Genomic DNA, 20,262 nt, shown 5'->3' with positions numbered 1-20,262 from the left:
GCAATACCTGGTCAGTCCCCTGCCCTAGCCAAGTGCTCCACCCCGGCGCAGGCCGGGGCCCAATTGGGAAACGTCGCTAACGGAGCGATCCGCTTCATTACTCTGGACGTTCCACTTGGGCCCCGGCCTTCGCCGGGGTGGCGCTCCCCCCTCGGGTCGCTACTCAATCCGTCCGATGCTCACCCTTGACCCAACGCACCGTCCCCGAGGACGCGCGCATCACGACGCTCTCGGTGGTCATCTTGCCCTTCTTCCGCTTCACGCCCGCCAGCAGCGAGCCATCGGTCACGCCGGTTGCCGCGAAGATGCAGTCGCCCTTGGCCAGCTCGGACAGGTCATACTGCTTGTCGAGATCCGTAATCCCCCACTTCGCCGCACGACCGCGCTCGTCGTCGTTGCGGAACAGCAAACGCCCCTTGAACTGCCCACCGACACAGCGCAGCGCCGCGCACGCCAGCACACCCTCGGGGGCGCCGCCCGAACCCATATACACGTCGACCGTAGTCTCCGGATCGGACGTCGCGATCACACCGGCGACGTCGCCGTCACCGATCAACATGATTCCGCAACCAACCTGGCGCAGTTCAGTGATCAGCGCCTCATGACGCGGCCGATCGAGCACGCACACGATCAGGTCGCGCGCCGGCACGCCCTTCGCAGCGGCCACGGCGTTGATGTTCTCGGTCGGCGTCTTGTCGAGATCGATGATGCCCTCGGGATAGCCCGGCCCGACCGCGATCTTGTCCATGTAGACGTCGGGCGCGTTGAGCAGACCGCCCTCTTCGGCGATCGCCAGCACGGCGAGGCTGTTCGGGCCCGCGGTCGCGCAGATCGTCGTGCCTTCGAGCGGATCGAGTGCGATGTCGATCTTCGGGCCGGTGCCGATCGCCGAGCCGACCTTCTCGCCGATGAACAGCATCGGGGCCTCGTCGCGCTCGCCCTCGCCGATCACGACGGTGCCGTCCATGTACAGCGAGTTGAGCGCCTCGCGCATCGCCTCGACAGCGGCCGCATCCGCCGCCTTCTCGTCGCCGCGACCGACGAGCGTGGACGCGGCGATCGCCGCAGCTTCGGTCACGCGGACCATTTCGAGAACGAGAACGCGGTCGAGAACCTGGCTGGCGGCAGCGGTCAAAATCTTTCTCCTCGGTATGTTTCGTCCCGGATAGGCAGCGGCCACCGGGTTGTCGACCCGATCAGTCCCTCAGAAGGTCGTTGATCGAGGTTTTGGACCGTGTTTGCGCATCGACCCGCTTGACGATCACAGCGCAGTACAAGGCCGGCTTCCCGTCACCGCCGCCGATCGAGCCGGGCACGACCACCGCGTACGGCGGCACTTCGCCCTTGAAGACTTCGCCGGTCGCGCGGTCGATGATCTTGGTCGATGCGCCCAGATACACGCCCATCGACAGCACCGCGCCCTCGCCGACGCGAACACCCTCGGCGACTTCCGCGCGCGCACCTATGAACGCACCGTCGCCGATGATGACGGGATCGGCCTGCAGCGGCTCGAGCACGCCGCCGATGCCGGCACCGCCCGACAGATGCACGTTCTTGCCGATCTGCGCGCACGACCCGACCGTCGCCCAGGCGTCGACCATCGTGCCCTCGCCGACATAGGCGCCGATGTTGACGAAGCTCGGCATCAGGATCGCCCCCTTGGCGATGAAGCTGCCGCGCCGCGCGACCGCACCCGGCACGACGCGGATACCCGCCGCACGGAACTCCGCATCGCCCCAGCCCGCGAATTTCGACGGCACCTTGTCGAACGCAGGCGCGCCGGCCGACCCGCCCTCTATTACGACATTGTCGTTCAGGCGGAACGACAGGAGGACCGCCTTCTTCAGCCACTGATTGACCCGCCAGCCGTCAGCCGTCGGCTCGGCAACGCGCGCGGTGCCGGCGTCCAGCATCGCCAGCGCGGACTCGACCGCGTCGCGCACCTCGCCCTTGGTATCGAGGCCGAGGTTCGCGCGGTCTTCCCAGGCGGCGTCGATGATGGTCTGCAAGGTCATGATGTCTCCAGGATGGTTTCGAGCCACGGCGCAAGCACCGGCACGGTAAAATCGATGTGGTCGCGCGCGCCGCCGGGGGACTGCTCGGAGCCGTTGTCGACCCACACGGTCGTCATCCCGATCGCCTTGGCCGGCGCGAGATTGCGCGTCATGTCGTCGACGAACAGCGACTCCCTGGGGTCGATATCGAACGCCGCACAGAAGCCCGCATAAGCCGACACATGCGGCTTCGGCATCAGGTCCATCGCGTGGATGTCGTGGATCGCCTCGAAACTCTCGCCCAGCCCGAGCCGGTCGAGGATCTTCAGCGCATACGGCTTGTCGCCATTGGTGAAGACCAGCTTGCGCCCCGGCAGCTTGGCGATCGCCGCCACCAGCGGCGCGTCATGCTCCAGCACGTCCATCTCGATATCGTGGACATGCTCCAGGAACGCGTGGGGATCGACGTGATGCTCGGTCATCAACCCCGACAGAGTCGTGCCGTGATTGTGGAAATACCCCTTCTGCACCCGACGCGCCTCGTCATGGTCGAGGCCGAGCAGATCCTGGATGAACCCGGTCATTCGCGCATCGACCTGCGCGAACAGGTCCGCGCTCGCCGGATACAGCGTGTTGTCGAGATCGAAGATCCAGTTGCGGACATGGTCAAGGCGGGGGTCAAGGCGGGCAAGCATCGGCCGAAACCTCTACGGACCGCGGCGCGCGGCGACAAGCGGGCTGACGTTTGTACGACCGACGAAAGCACCGGGATTCACTTCAAGGGTGGATAAGCTACCGCTCGGTACCTATCTCTGACGCATGACACGTTATTCCCTGCTCGATCTGGTCCCCGTTATCGAAGGCGGCACCGTCTCTCAATCGCTCGCCAACGCGGCCGACCTCGCGCGGCATGCCGAGAGCGTAGGTTTTCAGCGCTACTGGGTCGCCGAACATCACGGCATGACCGGGATCGCCTCGGCCGCGACCGCGGTGGTGATCGCGCACATCGCCGCAGCCACGAAGACGATCCGCGTCGGCTCAGGTGGCATCATGCTCCCCAACCACGCGCCGCTGGTGATCGCCGAGCAGTTCGGCACGCTCGACGCGCTGTTCCCGGGTCGTATCGACTTGGGTCTTGGCCGCGCGCCCGGCTCCGACCAGCGTGTCGCCCGCGCGATGCGCCGCACGCTGGAGACCGACGCCAACGCCTTTCCGCAGGACGTGATGGAGCTGCAAAGCTACTTCGCCAACGACGGCCAGACCGGTATCGTCGCCACGCCGGGCGCAGGCGCGGACGTCGAGATGTGGATCCTCGGCTCCAGCACGTTCGGCGCGCAACTGGCTGCCGCGCTCGGCCTGCCTTACGCGTTCGCCTCGCACTTCGCCCCCGATGCCCTAGATGCCGCGCTCGCGATCTACCGCCGCGATTTCCGCCCGTCGGCGCGCCTCGCCAAGCCGCACGTCATGGCTGGCTTCAACGTGTTCGCGGCCGAGACCGATGCCGAAGCCGAACTGCTCGCCAGTTCGCAGCAGCAGTCGTTCGTGGCGCTTCGCACTGGCAACCCCGGCAAGATGAAGCCGCCACTCGCCGGCTACCGCGAGTCGCTCGGCGCGCAGGGCAACCAGATCCTCGATCACGTCCTGCAATGCTCGGCAGTCGGCAGCCCGGCCAAGGTTGCGCGCGGGATCGCGGCATTCATCGAGCGGACCGGCGTCGACGAGGTCATGGTCACGAGCGCGATCTACGACCACGAAGCGCGCAAGCGGAGCCTCTCGATCACCGCCGACGTCATGCAAGATCTGAAGATCGCGGCGTAAGGCTGCGACAATCTCTCGGAGGGCGGAACGCGCGTTTACGCCACGTTCCGCCCATCCGTTCAGTCATTGCCGCCGTCGACATACTCGAAATAGCTGAAATCTGCCGGTTCGCCTGCTCCAGACAAATCCTGGCACGCCATCCCGACAAAGGCGCCGGTGAAGTTCGGCAGCCCCGGCAGAGTCGCCTCATCGGACAGGATGCTCGCGTCGAACCGTTCGGGTAGCCAGTTCCACTCGGTCGAAGCCGCACCCCGGTATCCAAAGCGGAGGTTTTCATGATCCACCTCGACGCGCAGTCCGATCGGTCCCGCGTCGATCGCGATCGGCTGCGTCATCACGCTGCTGCCGAGCGGGGTTGGGATCGCCGACAGCACCTGAAGCACACGCTGGCCATCGTCGTCAGCGGTGACGTGCAGATAATGGAACTTGGTCGAATTATAATAGCAGACCAGCCCCGCCGCCTGCTGGAAATGGCGTGGCGCGAATGTCACCTGCGTCTCGGCGGCATAGGCAAACGCCTGCTGCCGGCGCGCGACCAGCGACTGGGTGAAATGGCTGCCGATCGTCTCGCGACCGTAGAGGCGCAGATAACCAGGCCGCGCGGTCAGGCTGAACAACCGGTCGGCCTCCGGGGTACGAAGCCACTGGAATGCCTCGGGCAACGTCGCGGTATCGAATGCGCTTCGTTCGCGTTGCGGCTCGGAAGCGACCGACGGCGTGGCATCCTCCACGACCAGCTCGGGACTCGCGTCGCCGTCCAGCGTCCGCAGCCAGCCGTCCTCGCCCCAGCGCATCGGCTGGATCGCGGTCTCACGGCCCAGCACGCACCGGTCGCTGACGGGCAGGGGTCGCCCGCACAGATACACCATCCAGGTTTCGCCCGTCGGCGTTTCGACCAGATCGCCGTGCCCGGTCCGTTGCAATGCCGCGCCCTGCTTGCCCGCCGCGGTCAGTACCGGGCCATCGGGATGCACCTCGTACGGGCCGAACAGCGACCTTGCCCGCGCCATGACGACGGCATGGTTGCGCTCGGTGCCGCCTTCAGCGACCAACAGGTGATACCAGCCGTCACGCTTGTAGAGGTGCGGCCCCTCGGTGAAGCCGAGCGACGTACCCTCGAAGATCAACCGTCGTTCACCAAGCAGGCCGCCATTGGCGAGATCCATTTCCTGCGCGACGATCCCGGCGAAACGGCGCCCACCTGGTCGATGGTCCCACAGCATGTTGAGCAGCCAGCTCCGCCCGTCATCGTCGTGGAACAGCGCAGGGTCGAAGCCGCTGCTGTTGAGGTGGACGGGATCGGACCATGGCCCATCGATATGCTCCGACGTGACCCAGTAATTGTGGAAATCGCGCAGCGACGCCCCCCGCGCGCCATCGATTGTGGTCTGGCCGTAGCGCTTCACGTCGCTGTAGATCAGGTGGAACCGACCGTTCGCATGACTCAGGTCCGGCGCCCATACTCCGCAAGAGTCCGGGTTCCCACGCATGTCCAGTTGGCTCGCGCGGTTGAGTGGCCGCGTCACCAGCCGCCAGTTCGCCAGGTCGCGCGAATGGTGAATCTGGACGCCGGGATACCATTCGAAGGTGGAGGTCGCGACGTAGTAATCGTCGCCGACGCATACGATCGACGGGTCCGGATTGAAGCCGGGAAGGATCGGGTTTCGAATAGTCATGCAGGCTTTCGTATCAGGATCCAGAGGAGTGCGGCGCCGACCAGGTCGAGCAGTCCGAGCAGGATGAAGAACGGCTGGTAGCCAACCTCCGCGACCATCGATCCGAGCGCCAGCGTAAAGATCAGGACGCCGAGATTGGCGGCGGTGCCCGACATCCCCGTCGCGGTCGCGACCTGGTCCTGCGGGAACAGGTCCGACGACAGCGTGATGACGGTCACCGACAGCGTCTGGTGCGCGAAGCCGCCTAGGCATAGCAGCGCGATCGCGGCGATCGGGCTGGTCACGGTGCCGACGAACATCATGCCCGTCATCAGCACCGCGCCGACCGTGAACGCACCGCGCCGTGCATCGATCAGGTCGACCCCGCGCCGTTGCAGCCACGCGACCACGATCGGCCCGAACAGGCATCCCAGGTCCGCCGCCAGGAACGGCAGCCACGCGAACATCGCGATCTGGCCGAGATCGAAATGGCGTACCTGCACCAGGTACAGCGGCATCCAGAACGACAGCATGCCCCACACCGGATCGGCAAGGAACCGCGCCGCCGCGATCGCCCACAGGTTACGCCGCCGCAGCAGATCGCCGAGCGGCGGACGCTTGCGGCGCGTGGCGAGCGATGCCTCCTGCCCTTCGACGATCAGCGTGTATTCGGCCGGCGACAGACGGCGGTGCTTTGCGGGCGACGCATACCAGAACAGCCAGCCGATGACCCACACGAGCCCGAGCGCACCCGCAATGAAGAACGCCGCACGCCAGCTATGGTTGAGCACCGCCCAGGCGACCAGCGGGGGCGCGAACACCGCTCCGAACGACGCGCCGATCTGATAGATGCCGCCCGCGACGCCGCGTTCGCGCGCCGGAAACCATTCGGCCACCAGCTTCATGCCCGCCGGTTGCGCCGATCCCTCGACCAGCCCTAACGCACCGCGCAGACTGGCAAATCCCATCCAACCGGTCGCCAGCCCATGCGCCATCGTGATCAGCGACCACAGCGCGACGAACACCGTGAAGCCGATCTTCAGCCCGACCACGTCGAGCACATAGCCGGCGAGCGGCTGGAACATGATGCCGATCTGGAACGCGCCGGTGATCCAGGAATATTCCGCGGCGCTGATATGCTGTTCGGCCATAATCGCGGGTGCCGCGACTCCGAGCACGCTGCGCGCTAGATAGTTGATGACCATCGCCACCACGAACAGGCCAATGATGGTCCAGCGGATATTCGTAAAGCGCCGCACCCTCACTCCCTCGGTAACGTTATCATCACGTGGTAGCCGCCGACGATCGCTTTAGGCAAGCACTGCTGCTGCAAAAAGAAACGTTTCGGACGCTCGGCGAAGTGTATTCGGCGAGACGGTAGACGATGTCATGTTGCGCCGTAGCCCTCGGACCCAGCGCACCGCCTCAATCCATCGTCGATGCGCCCGTCATGAACGCCGACATCGGTAGGCGGTCGGTGTGAGGGGCTCGAACGATAATCTTGGTGCGGACGTCAGGATACACACGGACTAATACTCAGTTCTCAATCGATATTCAGGGCCGTCGAACACGCTGACCGACATCTAGCCAACTTGCATCGCAGGGCCAAAGGTCTAGGTCGCTTCGACGTGTATAATTCGGACTATGAGGCTCGACGTGACAGTCTTCGGGCAGGGTTGAAGGGAACGGTGTGAAGGAACGCGCTCGGCGCTCGCGCAGCCCGACGATCATCGATGTCGCCGCACAGGCCGGCGTATCGCCGATGACGGTGTCGCGCGTCATCAACGGCCGTGCCAGCGTCGACCCGACGACGCGCGCCAGCGTTCAGGAGGCGATCAAGGCGCTAGGCTATACGCCGAACCTCGCCGCGCGCAGCCTGGTTACGTCGACCGAACTGAAGATCGGCGTGATCTACGCCAACCCCAGCGCAGCATTCATGAGCGATTTCCTTACCGGCGTTTTCGAGGAGGCTTCGATTCGGGGCGCGCGTCTGATTCTGCTGAAAGGCGAGGATGGTCGTCCGCCGAGCCCCGCCGCGCTGGAGACTCTGGTCGCAACAGGCATCTCGGGCATGATCTGCGCACCACCGTTGAGCGAGTCCGCGGCGGTCCTCGACGTACTGCGCAAGGCGCGCGTGCCCGTGGCGGCGGTCGGCGCGCATGATGTCGACGACGTGATCTGCGTCCGTATCGACGATCGTCTCGCGGCGTACGAGATGACACGCGAGCTGATCGCCATGGGTCACCGCCGGCTCGGGTTCGTCGTCGGCAACCCCGATCAGGTCGCCAGCCTCAAGCGGCTCGACGGCTTCTACGCCGCGGTTCGCGAACATCCAGGCATTTGCGCGACGATCGCGCAGGGCGATTTCAGCTTCGCTTCCGGGCTCGCCGCCGGGGACCAATTGCTCCAGACCGATTCGCCCCCCACCGCCATCTTCGCGAGCAACGACGACATGGCGGCTGCCGTCGTGTCGGTCGCGCATCGGCGACAGCTCGACGTACCGCGCGAACTGACGGTCGTCGGGTTCGACGACACCACTGCGGCGGTGATGCTGTGGCCGCCGCTGACGACGGTGCACCAACCGGTCCGCCGACTCGCCGCCGAAGCGCTTGGTCTTCTGGTCGCAGAGATCGCCGCGCCGCCAAGAACTCCCGCCAAGCGTGCCGACCGTGTGCTGGACCACGAAATCGTCAAGCGGCAGTCCACGTCGTCGCCGCAGGACGACGGCAAGCTTTAGCACCGGTCTTCCGTTCTTCGGATGAGGGCAGCGTCTATTCAACTTCGCTGATAGTATGAGTATTTGACTGCTTCGCGATCCCGAGGCCGTGTTGCCTGATAACGCTATCAAACTTGGGATTGACCTGCAGAATTTCATTGCGGGGACAGGATGCAATGGTTCCACAGCTACGATCGTGTCGGGTCACCCCAGCGCTTCCGTTTCAAGGGAACAGATATCACGTGCAGCTTCGGCTGTGCGATCGGTTGCTACGGTTCCCAGTCCGATTGCCCGCATGATACTGGGTTCGCCGGCGGTCGCGCAGACCGATGCCGGTACGGCGACCCGACGGGAGCCAGAGGACCGAGGGTCGGACATCTACTCCGCGACCTTCGAGGAACGACCAGACTACCCGGCCGATATTCGTGCGCTCAGCTCGAGGCAAGCTTGGGATCTGCGCCTTCGGCAATGGCGTTGCAGCGCGGACGACATAAGTTCGCGCAACCATCTGCTGGAGATCGCGTCGCACGACTATCTCGCAATCGCCTCGGGCACGATTCCAAACCTCAAGCCCGACGCCGCGACCACATCCTCGCCGCGCAAGACCCGCGCGTGACGACCGCGATCATCATGACCAATAGCTTCTTTCCCGAAGGCGCCAATCCAACCGGCGGCGCAATGTGCGACAAGGCGCTACTGACGGCTCACGATCGAGCGCGAACGTTTCGACTAAACGGCCGCGCGAAGTATGCCGATCACTCCCGCTCGGCAAATCAACCGCCGCGCAGCAAGCGCATCACCAGCGTCCGGATCCGCCCGTAATTTTCCTTCGACGCACCAAGCACGCCGTGCCGTTCTGGGGGAAGGAACGCCAGCGGGTGGCCGTCCGGGCGGAACACATAATGATCAAACCACGCCCGCCACGCCGCGCGCTCGGCCGGCGGGCGTTCGGCGATCGTCAGCAGCGACAACAGCATCGCGGTGTAGGGTTGGTCCGGCCCCGCGCTGAACCCATCCCACCAGAAATTGACCAGAACGTTGACGTCGCCGACTGCCTCGACCTGATGCCACCAGAGTTTCGGCACGTAGAGCGCGTCGCCGGGTTCCAGTTCGACCACGAGCGCACGGTCGCGAGCGTTTTCGAAGCGGGGAAACCGCGGATCGCCCGGGTCACTTCCGACCGCCAGCCCGATCGGCTGGCCGGCGAGCGTGTGGTCGATCGGTCCGACATATAGGTCACGGATCGCATCGGGCGGGAACAGCGTGAAGCGCCGCCGCCCCGCCGCGATGCACGCAACATTGTCCATCGTGTCATAGTGGCAGGCAACCGTCGACGCGTGGCCAACCCAGAACCGAGGACGCACCGTGGGTGGTACGAACGGCAGGCGAGTCGTCTCTTCGATGCCGGGGAAATACGTCTCCGCGGTCATCGACCCCATGTACATACTCGTCCGATTGGCATCCGTCGCGCTGACGAGAATCCGCGTAAGAGCCTCACCGAACGGCACCGCGCTGCGATCGAAATTGAACCCGGCCAGCGACGCGTCGTAATTATACCGCGCGCCAATCTCCGGCTTGCCGACGAACACTTCAGCGAGCTTGCCGATGTCGAAGCGGCGAAGCTGCTCCACCACGCCCGCCAGTGCTCCATCCGACGTCTTTGCGCCCGACAACATAGGCCAATCCCGCGCCGCACCGCGCAGCACCGCCGGTTCGCACCGCGTCATGACCTCAGTTCGGAAGGTCTCGGGATCGCGCAACGCGTCGGCGGGTGGTTCGTAGAGCATCAGCCCACGTCTGCCAGCCGGTTGTTGCGGATGCGCCCCAGCGTCCGCAGATGGCGGATCGATCCGGCCTGCGCATAGGCAAGTTGCAGATCGCCCGTGCGAAACAGATCGAGCACTGCGGCATCCGGCAGCGCGTGCAGCGTGTCCAGGCTGATTGTGTAGAGTCCTTCGAGCCTCAGATGCTCGCCATCGTCGAAGTTCATCGTCACGTCGATCGGCTCGAGCAGGCGGTGCGCCAGGAAGCGCTCGATCAACGCATCCGTTTCCGGGATGCCCGACTGGAGGACGTGCAGCGCCTGCTGGATGCGCTTGAGTGGTAGCGCTGCTTCGCCGTTCATGTCGAACAAAAGCTGACCGTCCGGACCGGCGAAGACGCCGTGTTGGCGGTCGACGACCAATTGTCCGTCGGCGATGTAAAAGCCCTGTCGTTCGAGGTCCGCAGGCCGATAATCAGGCAACGCGCCGTTCACCGCCATCATGTTGCGCCCTGGCTCCAGGCCCATGACGACGCCCGCATAGAATGCGCCGGTCTCCGGATGCTTCGTAAAAAGAACCGCATAGTACGGAGCGGCTTGGAGAAATTCATCGGCGACGATCTGCGCGAACTGCCGCTCGCCGTCATGCGCGCGGGATACGCGCAGCGACGCATGCTGTGCGTGGCTCAGCGTCTCCCAGATCGGCATCTTTCTCCCTCCATGCAGTGTTCTAAGCGAGAGATCGCACATGCCGCACGGCTTGCAAAGCCCGCGACCACTCATACAAATACTTGCATTGATCGGCGGCATGATTATTGTGAGCGCTACCGTAGATGATCGAGCCGGTGTGGAAACGCCCGCGATTCGAACGTCGTAGCAACATTGTCGTGTACGCCTCTCGATCGAAGGGGCGGCGCGGCGCGCATGAGGGGATGTTTGACCGTGACGACCAATACGCGTGCTTTTGGCTTTCGAGGACTGACCCACACGTCGAACACACTCGCCTGCGCGACCAGCGTTCTGGCGATGATGTGGTCGATCCCGGCGATGGCGCAGGATCAGGGCAATCTTCAGAACAGCACGACCGCTCAGCCGGCCGCGCCGCAACCAGCGGTGCCTTCGACCGCGAATACGACGACGGCTTCGGAGGCCGGACAGCCGCAGGACCTGGCAACTGCGCCCGACGCGTCGCAGGGTAACACCGTGCAGGGCGACACACCGCAGAGCGACGACATCATCGTCACCGGCCTGCGTGGTTCGCTCCAGCGCAACCTGGACCTGAAGCGTACGTCGTCCGGCGTCGTCGACGTCATCTCTGCCGAGGATATCGGCAAGTTCCCGGATTCGAACGTCGCCGCGGCCCTGCAGCGGCTTCCTGGCGTGTCGATCCAGCGCTCGGGTTCGCGCGGCGAGCCTACGGGTATCACCGTCCGCGGCTTTGGCGGCGATTTCAACACCACCTTGTATGACGGCCGTCGTATCTCGACCGCTACCGGTGGCCGTCAGATCGACTTCAGCACCGTCGGCGTCGACTTTATCGGCCAGCTCAGCGTCCTGAAGACACCGGACGTGTCGCTGTCGTCGAGCTCGATCGGTGCGACGGTCGACATCCAGTTCCCGAAGCCGTTCGATCATCCCGGCTTCCGCCTCGCCGCCACCGGCTCGGGTTCGATCCAGGAGCGCGCCGGCAGGATCGTGCCGACCGCAGGCCTGCTGATCAGCGATACCACCGACGACGAGACGTTCGGCGTACTGGCCGATGTCATCTACACGCGGCGTGATACCGATACCAACCGAGTCTACGTTTCCGGTTGGCCCGGCGGCAACTTCGCACCGTGCCAGCTCACCGGGAACGCGGGCGCCGGCGCGTGCTCGCCGACCAGCGATACGGCATCGGCGGGCTACGCGAATCCGAACAATCGCCAGAATCTGCCCGGCTGGTTCCCGCAGCAATATGGCGCGGAGCAACAGCGTGTGAAGGACGAGCGCGTCGACGCCCGCGTCGCGTTCCAATATCATCCGACCGACGACCTGATGGTCACGCTGGACAATAATTTCTCTCGCCAGGAAATCGTCCAGAACAATTATGCGTTCGGCGTTTGGTTCAACCAGGGCGACCTGCGTAACGTGACGCTCGACGGGAACGGAACCGCAGTCGACTTTACGCAGGCCGGCACGCCGACCGACTTTACGTCGGCTCGCAACACCGAGATCCTACAGACCAACCAGACCGGCCTTAACGTCAAATACGACGCGACCGAAAATCTGACGCTGGAGGCCGACGGGTCTTATGCCAAGAGCTGGCGGAATCCCGGCAACGTCATCGGCAGCCAGAACGGCGACATCGGCTATGGCACTGCGCTGGGCAACACGCTGCAGTTCACCGTAGACGGCAACAGCAGCAGCGCGTTCCCGACGATCAGCAACTTTGGTCCGGCCGGCAACACCGCCGCCTGGGCGGATACGTCGCTGATCGGCACGCACGTCGCGGTCAACCAGACGCAGCGCAACACCGACGAACTGATGCAGTTCCGCGGCAATGCCACCTGGAAGCAAGACGACCTGACGATCAAGGCCGGCGGCCAGTTCTATCAGGATACGTTCAACTTCCGGAACACCAGCACCTTCACGAACAATTTCTGGCAGGCCTATGCCGGTTACGGTGCACCTTCTGCCGGCACCTCGGGCGTCGCGCCCCTGCCGGCCAGCCTGTACCAGGGGTCGGTCAGCCTCAACAACTTCATCCCGGGGTTCGACGGCAGCCTGCCGCCATCGGTGTTCGTGTTCAGCCCGATTGCCTACCAGAACTATCTGACCAGCCTGGGCAACCCGCAGGCGCAGAACGTGCCGGGGTTCAACTATGGCAACGTGACCGGCTTCACCGGGACATTCGACGAAGCGGTCGATCCAGGCAGCATTCTGCGGGTCCGTGAGCGAACGTGGTCGCTATACTTCAGTGTCAACTTCAAGACCGAGATCGGCAGCCTGCCGTTCACGTTCAACGCAGGCGTACGTAACGAGAACACCAACCTGGTCTCGACCGGACAGGGTCGCCTGCCCACGTCGCTGGTGACCAGCACTGCCGACCGGACGCTGCTGAGCATCCCGACCTATACTGACGTGCAGGGTGTCACGAGCAACAGTTCCTACTCGTACCTGCTGCCAAGCATGGACGCGAAGCTGGAGCTTGCGGACAATCTGATCCTCAGGTTCGATGCCTCGCGGACGCTGACCCGTCCGTCGCTCGCGCTGCTGAATCCAGTGCTCAACGTCGGGAACGGCCAGCGTATCGGTGCCCTGTCGGCAAGCGGCGGCAATCCCAACCTGAAGCCCTATCTCGCCGACAATTTCGATATCGGTGCTGAATGGTATTATCAGCGCAACTCGTATCTCTCGGTCGGCTTCTTCCTGAAGAACGTCAGCAATTTCGTGGTCGGCGGCGTTACCCGACAGGCGATCAACGGCCTGGTCGATCCGACAACGGGCACACTGGCCAGTTTCGCAGTCACACAGCAAGTGAACGGACCAGACGCCACCGTCCGCGGCGTCGAACTTGCCTGGCAGCAGGTGTTCGGCAGCTCGGGCTTCGGGTTCCAGGCGAACGCGACCTTCGTCAACACCAACCGGCCGTATGACGAAACGAACATTTCGCAGACCGGCTTCGCAGTCACGGGCTTGGCGAATTCGGCGAACTTCGTCGGCTTCTACGACAAGGGCGGATTCCAGTTCCGTACCGCGCTTAACTGGCGCGACAAGTATCTGCTCCAGTTCGGTCAGCTCCAGAACACCGGTTCGTTCGGCGCGGAACCGACCTTCGTCAACCAGAGCTTCCAGATCGATCTGACGACGAGCTACGACATCAACAAGCACTTCAGCGTGTTCGGCGAGGCACTGAACATCAACAATAACCAGCAGAGCACGCACGGGCGCTTTGACAACCAACTGCTGGACGTATTCGATTATGGCCGGCGCTACACGGCGGGTATCCGCTACCGTTTCTAACCCCTCCCCCTGGCGGAGCACGTCCTGTTCGTGTTCCGCCTCTTTTCGATTACGCTGCACCATGCACGAAATTCAGAATATCGTTATTGTCGGCGGCGGCACCGCAGGGTGGCTGACCGCGGGCGTCATCGCGGCCAAGCATCAGGCACGCCGCCAACACGGCTTCACCGTGACCTTGGTCGAATCGCCCAACGTGCCGACGATCGGCGTCGGCGAAGGGACCTGGCCGACGCTGCGTTCGACGCTCAAGAAGATGGGCGTATCGGAAACCGAACTCTTCCGGCAATGCGATGCGTCCTTCAAGCAGGGCGCTCGGTTTAATCGCTGGACCACCGGCACGCCGGACGACGGCTATTATCATCCGCTGATGCTCCCGCAGCACTTCGGCCAGGTAAACCTCGCGCCGCACTGGCTGGCGGAAGACGGCAGCGCGACGTTCTGCGACACGGTCACGCCACAGGGCCGGATCTGCGACGAAGGGCTCGGTCCCAAGACGATCGCGACGCCCGAATATGACGGCCACGCGAACTACGCCTATCACCTAGACGCGGGCAAATTCTCGCATTTCCTCCAGCGGCATTGCTGCGACGCACTCGGCGTCCGCCATGTGAAGGCCGACGTTACCGAGGTCCGGCTCGACGAGAGCGGCGACATCGCCAGCCTCGACACCGAACAGGGCATATCGATCGCGGGCGACCTGTTCGTCGACTGCACCGGCTTTGCCGCGCGGCTGATCGGCGGCGCAATGAAGGTGCCGTTCCGCAGTTGCACCGACGTCCTGTTCTGCGACACGGCGCTGGCGATGCAGGTGCCCTACGACTTGCCCGACGATCCGATCGCGAGCCATACGATCTCCACCGCGCAGTCGGCCGGCTGGATCTGGGACATCGGCCTGCCGACGCGGCGCGGGGTCGGCCATGTATTTTCGAGCAGCCACATCAGCGTGGATGCCGCAGAGCAGGAACTGCGCGACTATATCGGCCCTGCCGCGCGCGACCTGACCGCGCGGCGGCTGGCGATCCGTGCCGGTCACCGCGAGCAGTTCTGGGCGCGCAACTGCGTCGCGGTCGGGCTGGCCGCAGGGTTCCTCGAACCGCTCGAAGCCTCCGCGATCGTCCTGATCGAGCTGTCGGCGAAGATGATCGCGGAACAGATGCCGGCCTGCCGCGAGGTGATGGACGTCGTCGCGCGCCGCTTCAACGACACCACCAGCTACCGCTGGGGCCGCATTATCGACTTCCTGAAGCTGCATTATGCGCTGACCCAGCGCACCGACACCGAGTTCTGGCGCGACAATGTGCGGCCGGAAACGATCCCCGATCGTCTGATCGGGCTGATGGAGCTGTGGCGCTTCCAGTCGCCATGGGTGCATGACGAGTTCGACCGCGCCGAAGAGGTCTTCCCGTCCGCCAGCTATCAATATGTGCTGTACGGCATGGGCGCGCGGACCGCAGTGATGCCGGGCACGATCGACGACGACCTTGCGCTGGCGCGGCGTGCACGACACGACAACCAGATGCAGACGCAGCGACTGGTAAGCAGCCTGCCCGGCCACCGCGATCTCATCGACAAGATCAAGCGGCACGGCCTTCAGTCGATCTAGCCGTCAGGGGAACATTATGCGGACCGTCACAGCGTGCCTGGCCATCGGCGCGATCCTAACCATCGGCGCGACCGCAGCGTCGGCGGCCCCGCGCCTCGACGGTATCCTGAGCGATCACGCGGTAATCCAGCGCGGCCAGCCCGTGGTCCTGACCGGACAGGCGGCGGCTGGCGAGACGGTGATGATCACGCTCGCCGGCCGCAGCGTCACGGCCAAGGCAGGACGCGACGGCAAGTTTTCGGCGAGCCTGCCCGCGCTTCCCGCCGGTGGTCCCTACGACCTGACGATCGCCGCGCCGAGCGGTGCGGCGGTCCTGCGCGACATCCTGGTCGGCGACGTGTTCCTGTGTTCGGGGCAGAGCAACATGGAACTCCGCGTCGACCAGGGACAAGGCCTGTTTCCCGACGCGCATCCGGAGGTCGACGACAAGCTCCGCCTGTTGACCGTCGAGAAGGTCTCCGCCGCCGCACCCGTCGCGCGATTTGCCCAACAGCCGGCATGGACGGTGTCCGGCCCGACCACGGCGCCAAGCTTCTCGGCCGCGTGCTTCTACATGGTCCAGGCGCTGCGCCGCACGTCGGGCGTGCCGATCGGCGCAGTGCATTCGAGCTGGGGCGGATCACGGATCAGCGCGTGGATGAGCGATACTGCGCTGCGTCAGGCGGGACTAGGCGACCCCGCCGACCTGCTCGCGCTCTATGCCCGAGATCCCGCCGCGGCCAACCGGCAGGCATCGACGATCTGGGAAAGCTGGTGGCGCGCGGGCTCGGGTGATGCCGCCGGCCGCGAACCGTGGCAGCCCGATGCCGCACTCGACTGGCAGCCGGTGCCGGCGATGACCAATTTCGAGACCTGGGGCATCCCCGCACTTGCCGATTACAACGGCATGATCTGGTACCAGCACGAGGTCCGACTGACCGCCGAGCAGGCACGCGGCCCTGCGACGCTGGTGCTGGGCATGGTCGACGACGCGGACCGCACCTGGATCAACGGTGTGGGCGTCGGCGGCAGCAGCCTCGCCTCGCAATCGCGCGTCTACGCGCTGCCCGCCGGCAGTTTGAAGGCCGGGCGCAACGTCATCACCGTCAACGACGACGACGTCTACGCCTATGGCGGAATGACCGGCCCCGCGGATGCGATGCGGCTGTCGTTCGCCGACGGAACGAGCGTGCCGCTCGGCACCGGCTGGCGCTATGCGATCGCCAAGCGCCTCGCAGGCGCTGCACCGCGCGTACCGTGGGACGACATCAACGGCGCCGGCACGCTCTACAACGCGATGATCGCGCCGCTTGACGCCACGAAATTCGCCGGCATGGCCTGGTATCAGGGCGAGTCCGACACCGGCATCCCCGGTTACGATCGCCGGATGACGGCATTAATCGCCGACTGGCGCCGGCGTTTCGGCACACCCAAGACCGGCTTCGCGATCGTCCAGCTCGCCAATTACGGCAGCCCGGCGATTGCCCCGAGCGAAAGCGGCTGGGGCGACGTCCGCGATGCGCAGCGACGCGTAGCGGCGGCGGACCCGCATGCCGGCATCGCCGTCGCGCTCGATCTCGGCGATGCGCTCGACATCCATCCGGGCGAGAAGCACGAGGTCGGGCAGAGGCTCGCCCGGGTCATGCGCGCGGCGGTGTACGGCGAGAAGATCGCGCCCTCCGGCCCGGCGGTCGCCGATGCGCGGCGTGACCCGGATGGCAGCGTCGCGGTCCGGTTCAGCGGCGTCACGGGCGCATTGCACGCCCGCAGCTCTGCGCAGGCGATCGGCTTCGAGCTTTGCGGCCCCGCGGTCGGCACCTGCCGCTATGCCGCCGGCCGGATTTCTGGATCGACCGTAACCCTGCCGAGCGATGGCCAACCCGTAACACGCGTCCGCTACGCCTGGGCCGATGCGCCTGCGACTAATCTCGCCGACGACGCACCACTGCCGGTCGGTACGTTCGAAGTGCCGGTCTCGCCGGCTCGATAAGCCCCGAACGGGCGTAAAGAATAAAATTGGCAGCTCGCGCGTGCCGCAAATGGGGGGATAATGACGATGCGCAGGACCATGAAGGCGAGAGCGCTCGCGACGGTAGGGCTCGCGCTCGCATTTTCGCCGGCGCTCGCCCGCGAGCCTGCGGCCCCCCCAAGCCAGCAGACCGCAAGCGACCCCGCCGAGCAGATGGCCCGCGCCATCGTTGCGCGGATGACCCTCGACGAGAAGCTGCCACAGTTGCTCAACGTCGCGCCCGCCATCCCGCGGCTCGGCGTACCCGCGTATAACTGGTGGACGGAGTCGCTGCACGGCGCGCTCGGCCCGCTCGCGACCACCAATTTCCCCGAGCCGATCGGCCTTGCCGCGACCTTCGACGGTCCGATCGTCCACGATGTCGCGGGCGCGATCAGCAAAGAGGTGCGCGGGCTGCACACGCTTGGCCGCGAGACCGGCAGGAACGGGCATATCGGCACCGGGCTCGACACCTGGTCGCCCAACATCAACATCTTCCGCGATCCGCGCTGGGGCCGCGGGCAGGAGACGTATGGCGAGGATCCGTTCCTGACCGCGGCGATGGGCGTCGCCTTCGTCCGCGGGATGCAGGGTCCCAACCCCGATCGCCCGCAGGTGATCGCCACGCCCAAGCATTTCGCGGTGCACAGTGGCCCCGAGGGCACGCGGCATTCCGCCAACGTCTTCGTTTCCGCGCACGACCTGGAGGACACCTACCTCCCCGCCTTCCGCGCCGCCTTGGTCGACGGACGCGCGGCATCGGTGATGTGCGCCTACAACCGCATTGATGGTCAGCCCGCCTGCGCCAGCGACCTGCTGTTGAAGGAGCATCTGCGCGAGGCGTGGGGCTTCAAGGGCTATGTCGTGTCCGACTGCGATGCGGTGAAGGACATCGCCGACAACCATAAATACGCCCCCGACAGCGCCTCCGCGGTCGCTGCCGCGATGCGCGCAGGCGTCGACAACGAGTGCAACGGCGAGACGCTGGGTGATACTGCGGGCCTGGAGACCCGGTATCGCGAGGCACTCAGCCGCGACCTGATCACCGAGGCGGACGTCGATCGAAGCCTCGTCCGCCTGTTCGCCGCACGCTACCGGACCGGCGATCTTCCGGGGCTTGCCGGCGCACCCAAGGCACTGCCGACCAGCGTGGTCGGTGCTCCCGAGCATCGGCGGCTGGCGCTGGTTGCGGCCGAGCGATCGATGGTGCTGCTGAAGAACAACGGCGTCCTGCCGCTCAAGCCCGGCGTGAAGCTCGCCGTGATCGGCCCGCTCGGCGATGCGACGCGGGTGCTGCGCGGCAATTACTCGTCGCCACTGTCCGGCCAGCCGGTATCGATGCTGGAGGGTCTGAAAACCGCGCTCGGTGCCAGCCAGGTCACGCTCGTGCCGTTCGGGGAGTCCGTCACGGACGGCGACCGCGTGCCGACCTCCGCTTTGCTCACCCCCGACGGCAAGCCCGGCCTGCTCGCGCGCTATTTCAATCCGACGACGCCGATGCCCGCACAATACGCACCCGGCACGCGCGAGAAGCTGGTCGCTGCGGCCAAGTATCAGACCCAGCCGGTGGTCACCCGCATCGAGCCCGACGTCGGCGACCGCAACCTCGATCTCGCGCGCGTGACCGACGTCCACCGCACCGAATGGACCGGCTTCCTGGTGCCACCCGAAAGCGGCACCTACCGCGTCGGGCTGTCGGGTTCAGGCGGGACGCTGACGCTCGACGGCAAGATGATTTCCGACCGGCGCAAGGCGCGCTGGAACGACCTGCCCGGCATGACGACGCTGAAACTCGAAGGCGGCAGACGTTATGCGATCCGCGCCGAGGGCAGCGGGATCGACCTGGTATGGAAGCGCGTGTCGGATGCGCCCTCGGCCGAGCTTCGTCGCGCGGCTGCCGCCGCCGACGTGCTGGTCGCGGTCGTCGGCCTCACTTCCGATCTCGAAGCGGAGGAGACCGGCGTGACGGTGCCGGGCTTCTCGGGCGGCGACAAGACCACGCTGGACTTGCCCGCAGACCAGATCGCGATGCTCGAACAGGCCAAGGCCAGCGGCAAGCCGATCGTGCTGGTCGCGATGAATAGCAGCCCGATCAACCTTGCCTGGGCGAAGGACAACGCCGCCGCGGTACTGGAGGCCTGGTATCCGGGCGAGACCGGCGGCACGGCCGCTGCCAATATCCTTACCGGCCGCACCAACCCGTCGGGACGCCTGCCGCTCACCTTCTACCGCAGCGTCGCGGACCTGCCGCCGTTCGGCGATTACGCGATGAAGGGCCGCACCTATCGCTACTTTGCGGGCACGCCGGTCTATCCGTTCGGCCACGGGCTCAGCTACACACGGTTCGGCTATACGACGCCGACCGTGACGCCCGCACGCGACGGCGCGGAGGCCGGCATCCGTGTTACCACGCGACTGACCAATCAGGGCGATCGGCCGGGCGAAGAGGTGGCGCAACTTTACCTGAACTTCCCCAATCGGCCGGGCACGCCGCGGATCGCACTGCGCGGCTTCCAGCGTGTCGCGCTGCGTCCCGGCGAGACGCGCACCGTCACCTTCGACCTGTCGCCGCGCGATCTGAGTTCGGTGGCCGTCGATGGCACGCGCTCGGTCGCGGCGGGCAACTACCGCGTCACCGTGGGCTCGGGCCAGCCGGGAACCGGCGCGCCGGTCCAATCCGCGCGCTTCACCGCCCGCCAGTCGAAGGAATTGCCGAAGTGAAGCG

Annotated in this window: 15 protein-coding genes; 8 read left to right on the top strand and 7 right to left on the bottom strand. The window is 65.5% G+C overall.

The window, feature by feature from the left end; genetic code table 11:
• Positions 1-163: 163 nt before the first annotated feature.
• The 3 genes from glpX to QFZ54_RS16945 form a co-directional block, all read right to left on the bottom strand.
• Positions 164-1,135, bottom strand: coding sequence for a class II fructose-bisphosphatase (gene glpX / locus QFZ54_RS16955; protein ID WP_307089028.1), 972 nt, complete (start codon positions 1,133-1,135; stop codon positions 164-166).
• Between the two features lie 61 nt (positions 1,136-1,196).
• Complete coding sequence (dapD, locus tag QFZ54_RS16950; protein ID WP_307089025.1) at positions 1,197-2,015, bottom strand: 2,3,4,5-tetrahydropyridine-2,6-dicarboxylate N-succinyltransferase; 819 nt, start codon at positions 2,013-2,015, stop codon at positions 1,197-1,199.
• Positions 2,012-2,689, bottom strand: coding sequence for a pyrimidine 5'-nucleotidase (locus tag QFZ54_RS16945; protein ID WP_307089023.1), 678 nt, complete (start codon positions 2,687-2,689; stop codon positions 2,012-2,014). Before QFZ54_RS16945 ends, dapD begins: the two co-directional genes overlap by 4 nt.
• 124 nt (positions 2,690-2,813) lie before the next feature.
• On the opposite strand from QFZ54_RS16945, the gene QFZ54_RS16940 reads away from it, so the two are divergent.
• Entirely contained in the window at positions 2,814-3,812 is a 999-nt protein-coding gene (locus QFZ54_RS16940; RefSeq protein ID WP_307089022.1) for an LLM class flavin-dependent oxidoreductase, read from the top strand.
• Between the two features lie 59 nt (positions 3,813-3,871).
• On the opposite strand, the gene QFZ54_RS16935 is transcribed toward QFZ54_RS16940, so the two are convergent.
• Both QFZ54_RS16935 and QFZ54_RS16930 read right to left on the bottom strand, forming a co-directional pair.
• Positions 3,872-5,488, bottom strand: coding sequence for a glycoside hydrolase family 43 protein (locus tag QFZ54_RS16935; protein ID WP_307089021.1), 1,617 nt, complete (start codon positions 5,486-5,488; stop codon positions 3,872-3,874).
• A complete protein-coding gene (locus QFZ54_RS16930) occupies positions 5,485-6,726 on the bottom strand; it encodes an MFS transporter (RefSeq protein ID WP_307089019.1) in 1,242 nt (413 codons plus the stop codon). The genes QFZ54_RS16935 and QFZ54_RS16930 overlap by 4 nt, the downstream gene beginning before the upstream one ends.
• Positions 6,727-7,157: 431 nt before the next feature.
• Here QFZ54_RS16930 and QFZ54_RS16925 point away from each other — a divergent pair, with 431 nt between their 5' ends.
• From QFZ54_RS16925 to QFZ54_RS16915, 3 genes are all read left to right on the top strand, one after another.
• Complete coding sequence (locus tag QFZ54_RS16925) at positions 7,158-8,204, top strand: LacI family DNA-binding transcriptional regulator (protein ID WP_307089017.1); 1,047 nt, start codon at positions 7,158-7,160, stop codon at positions 8,202-8,204.
• A 274-nt stretch (positions 8,205-8,478) separates the two neighbouring features.
• Positions 8,479-8,799, top strand: a complete 321-nt coding sequence (locus tag QFZ54_RS16920; protein WP_307089015.1) for a hypothetical protein — start codon at positions 8,479-8,481, stop codon at positions 8,797-8,799.
• The gene (locus QFZ54_RS16915) at positions 8,796-9,005 is read left to right on the top strand and encodes a hypothetical protein (protein ID WP_307089013.1); all 210 of its coding nucleotides are present in this window, start codon (positions 8,796-8,798) and stop codon (positions 9,003-9,005) included. The genes QFZ54_RS16920 and QFZ54_RS16915 overlap by 4 nt, the downstream gene beginning before the upstream one ends.
• Here QFZ54_RS16915 and QFZ54_RS16910 read toward each other — a convergent pair.
• Both QFZ54_RS16910 and QFZ54_RS16905 read right to left on the bottom strand, forming a co-directional pair.
• Positions 8,957-9,970 (bottom strand): cupin-like domain-containing protein, encoded by a 1,014-nt coding sequence (locus QFZ54_RS16910; RefSeq protein ID WP_307089011.1) that lies wholly within the window; start codon positions 9,968-9,970, stop codon positions 8,957-8,959. The genes QFZ54_RS16915 and QFZ54_RS16910 overlap by 49 nt on opposite strands.
• Positions 9,970-10,653, bottom strand: coding sequence for a SapC family protein (locus QFZ54_RS16905; RefSeq protein WP_307089009.1), 684 nt, complete (start codon positions 10,651-10,653; stop codon positions 9,970-9,972). Before QFZ54_RS16905 ends, QFZ54_RS16910 begins: the two co-directional genes overlap by 1 nt.
• Before the next feature lie 318 nt (positions 10,654-10,971).
• On the opposite strand from QFZ54_RS16905, the gene QFZ54_RS16900 reads away from it, so the two are divergent.
• From QFZ54_RS16900 to QFZ54_RS16885, 4 genes are all read left to right on the top strand, one after another.
• Positions 10,972-13,947 carry a TonB-dependent receptor gene (locus QFZ54_RS16900; RefSeq protein ID WP_307089525.1) on the top strand — a complete coding sequence of 992 codons (2,976 nt, stop codon included), beginning with the start codon at positions 10,972-10,974 and terminating at the stop codon, positions 13,945-13,947.
• Between the two features lie 61 nt (positions 13,948-14,008).
• A complete protein-coding gene (locus QFZ54_RS16895) occupies positions 14,009-15,550 on the top strand; it encodes a tryptophan halogenase family protein (RefSeq protein WP_307089007.1) in 1,542 nt (513 codons plus the stop codon).
• A gap of 16 nt (positions 15,551-15,566) precedes the next feature.
• Positions 15,567-17,519, top strand: coding sequence for a sialate O-acetylesterase (locus QFZ54_RS16890; protein WP_307089005.1), 1,953 nt, complete (start codon positions 15,567-15,569; stop codon positions 17,517-17,519).
• A gap of 66 nt (positions 17,520-17,585) precedes the next feature.
• Complete coding sequence (locus QFZ54_RS16885; protein ID WP_307089003.1) at positions 17,586-20,258, top strand: glycoside hydrolase family 3 C-terminal domain-containing protein; 2,673 nt, start codon at positions 17,586-17,588, stop codon at positions 20,256-20,258.
• Positions 20,259-20,262 lie beyond the last annotated feature (4 nt).

This window comes from Sphingomonas faeni, from assembly GCF_030817315.1.
GTDB classification, from domain to species: Bacteria; Pseudomonadota; Alphaproteobacteria; order Sphingomonadales; family Sphingomonadaceae; genus Sphingomonas; species Sphingomonas faeni_C.
Note: the sequence above shows the minus strand (reverse complement) of the source record. Positions and strands in the feature narration are given on the sequence as shown.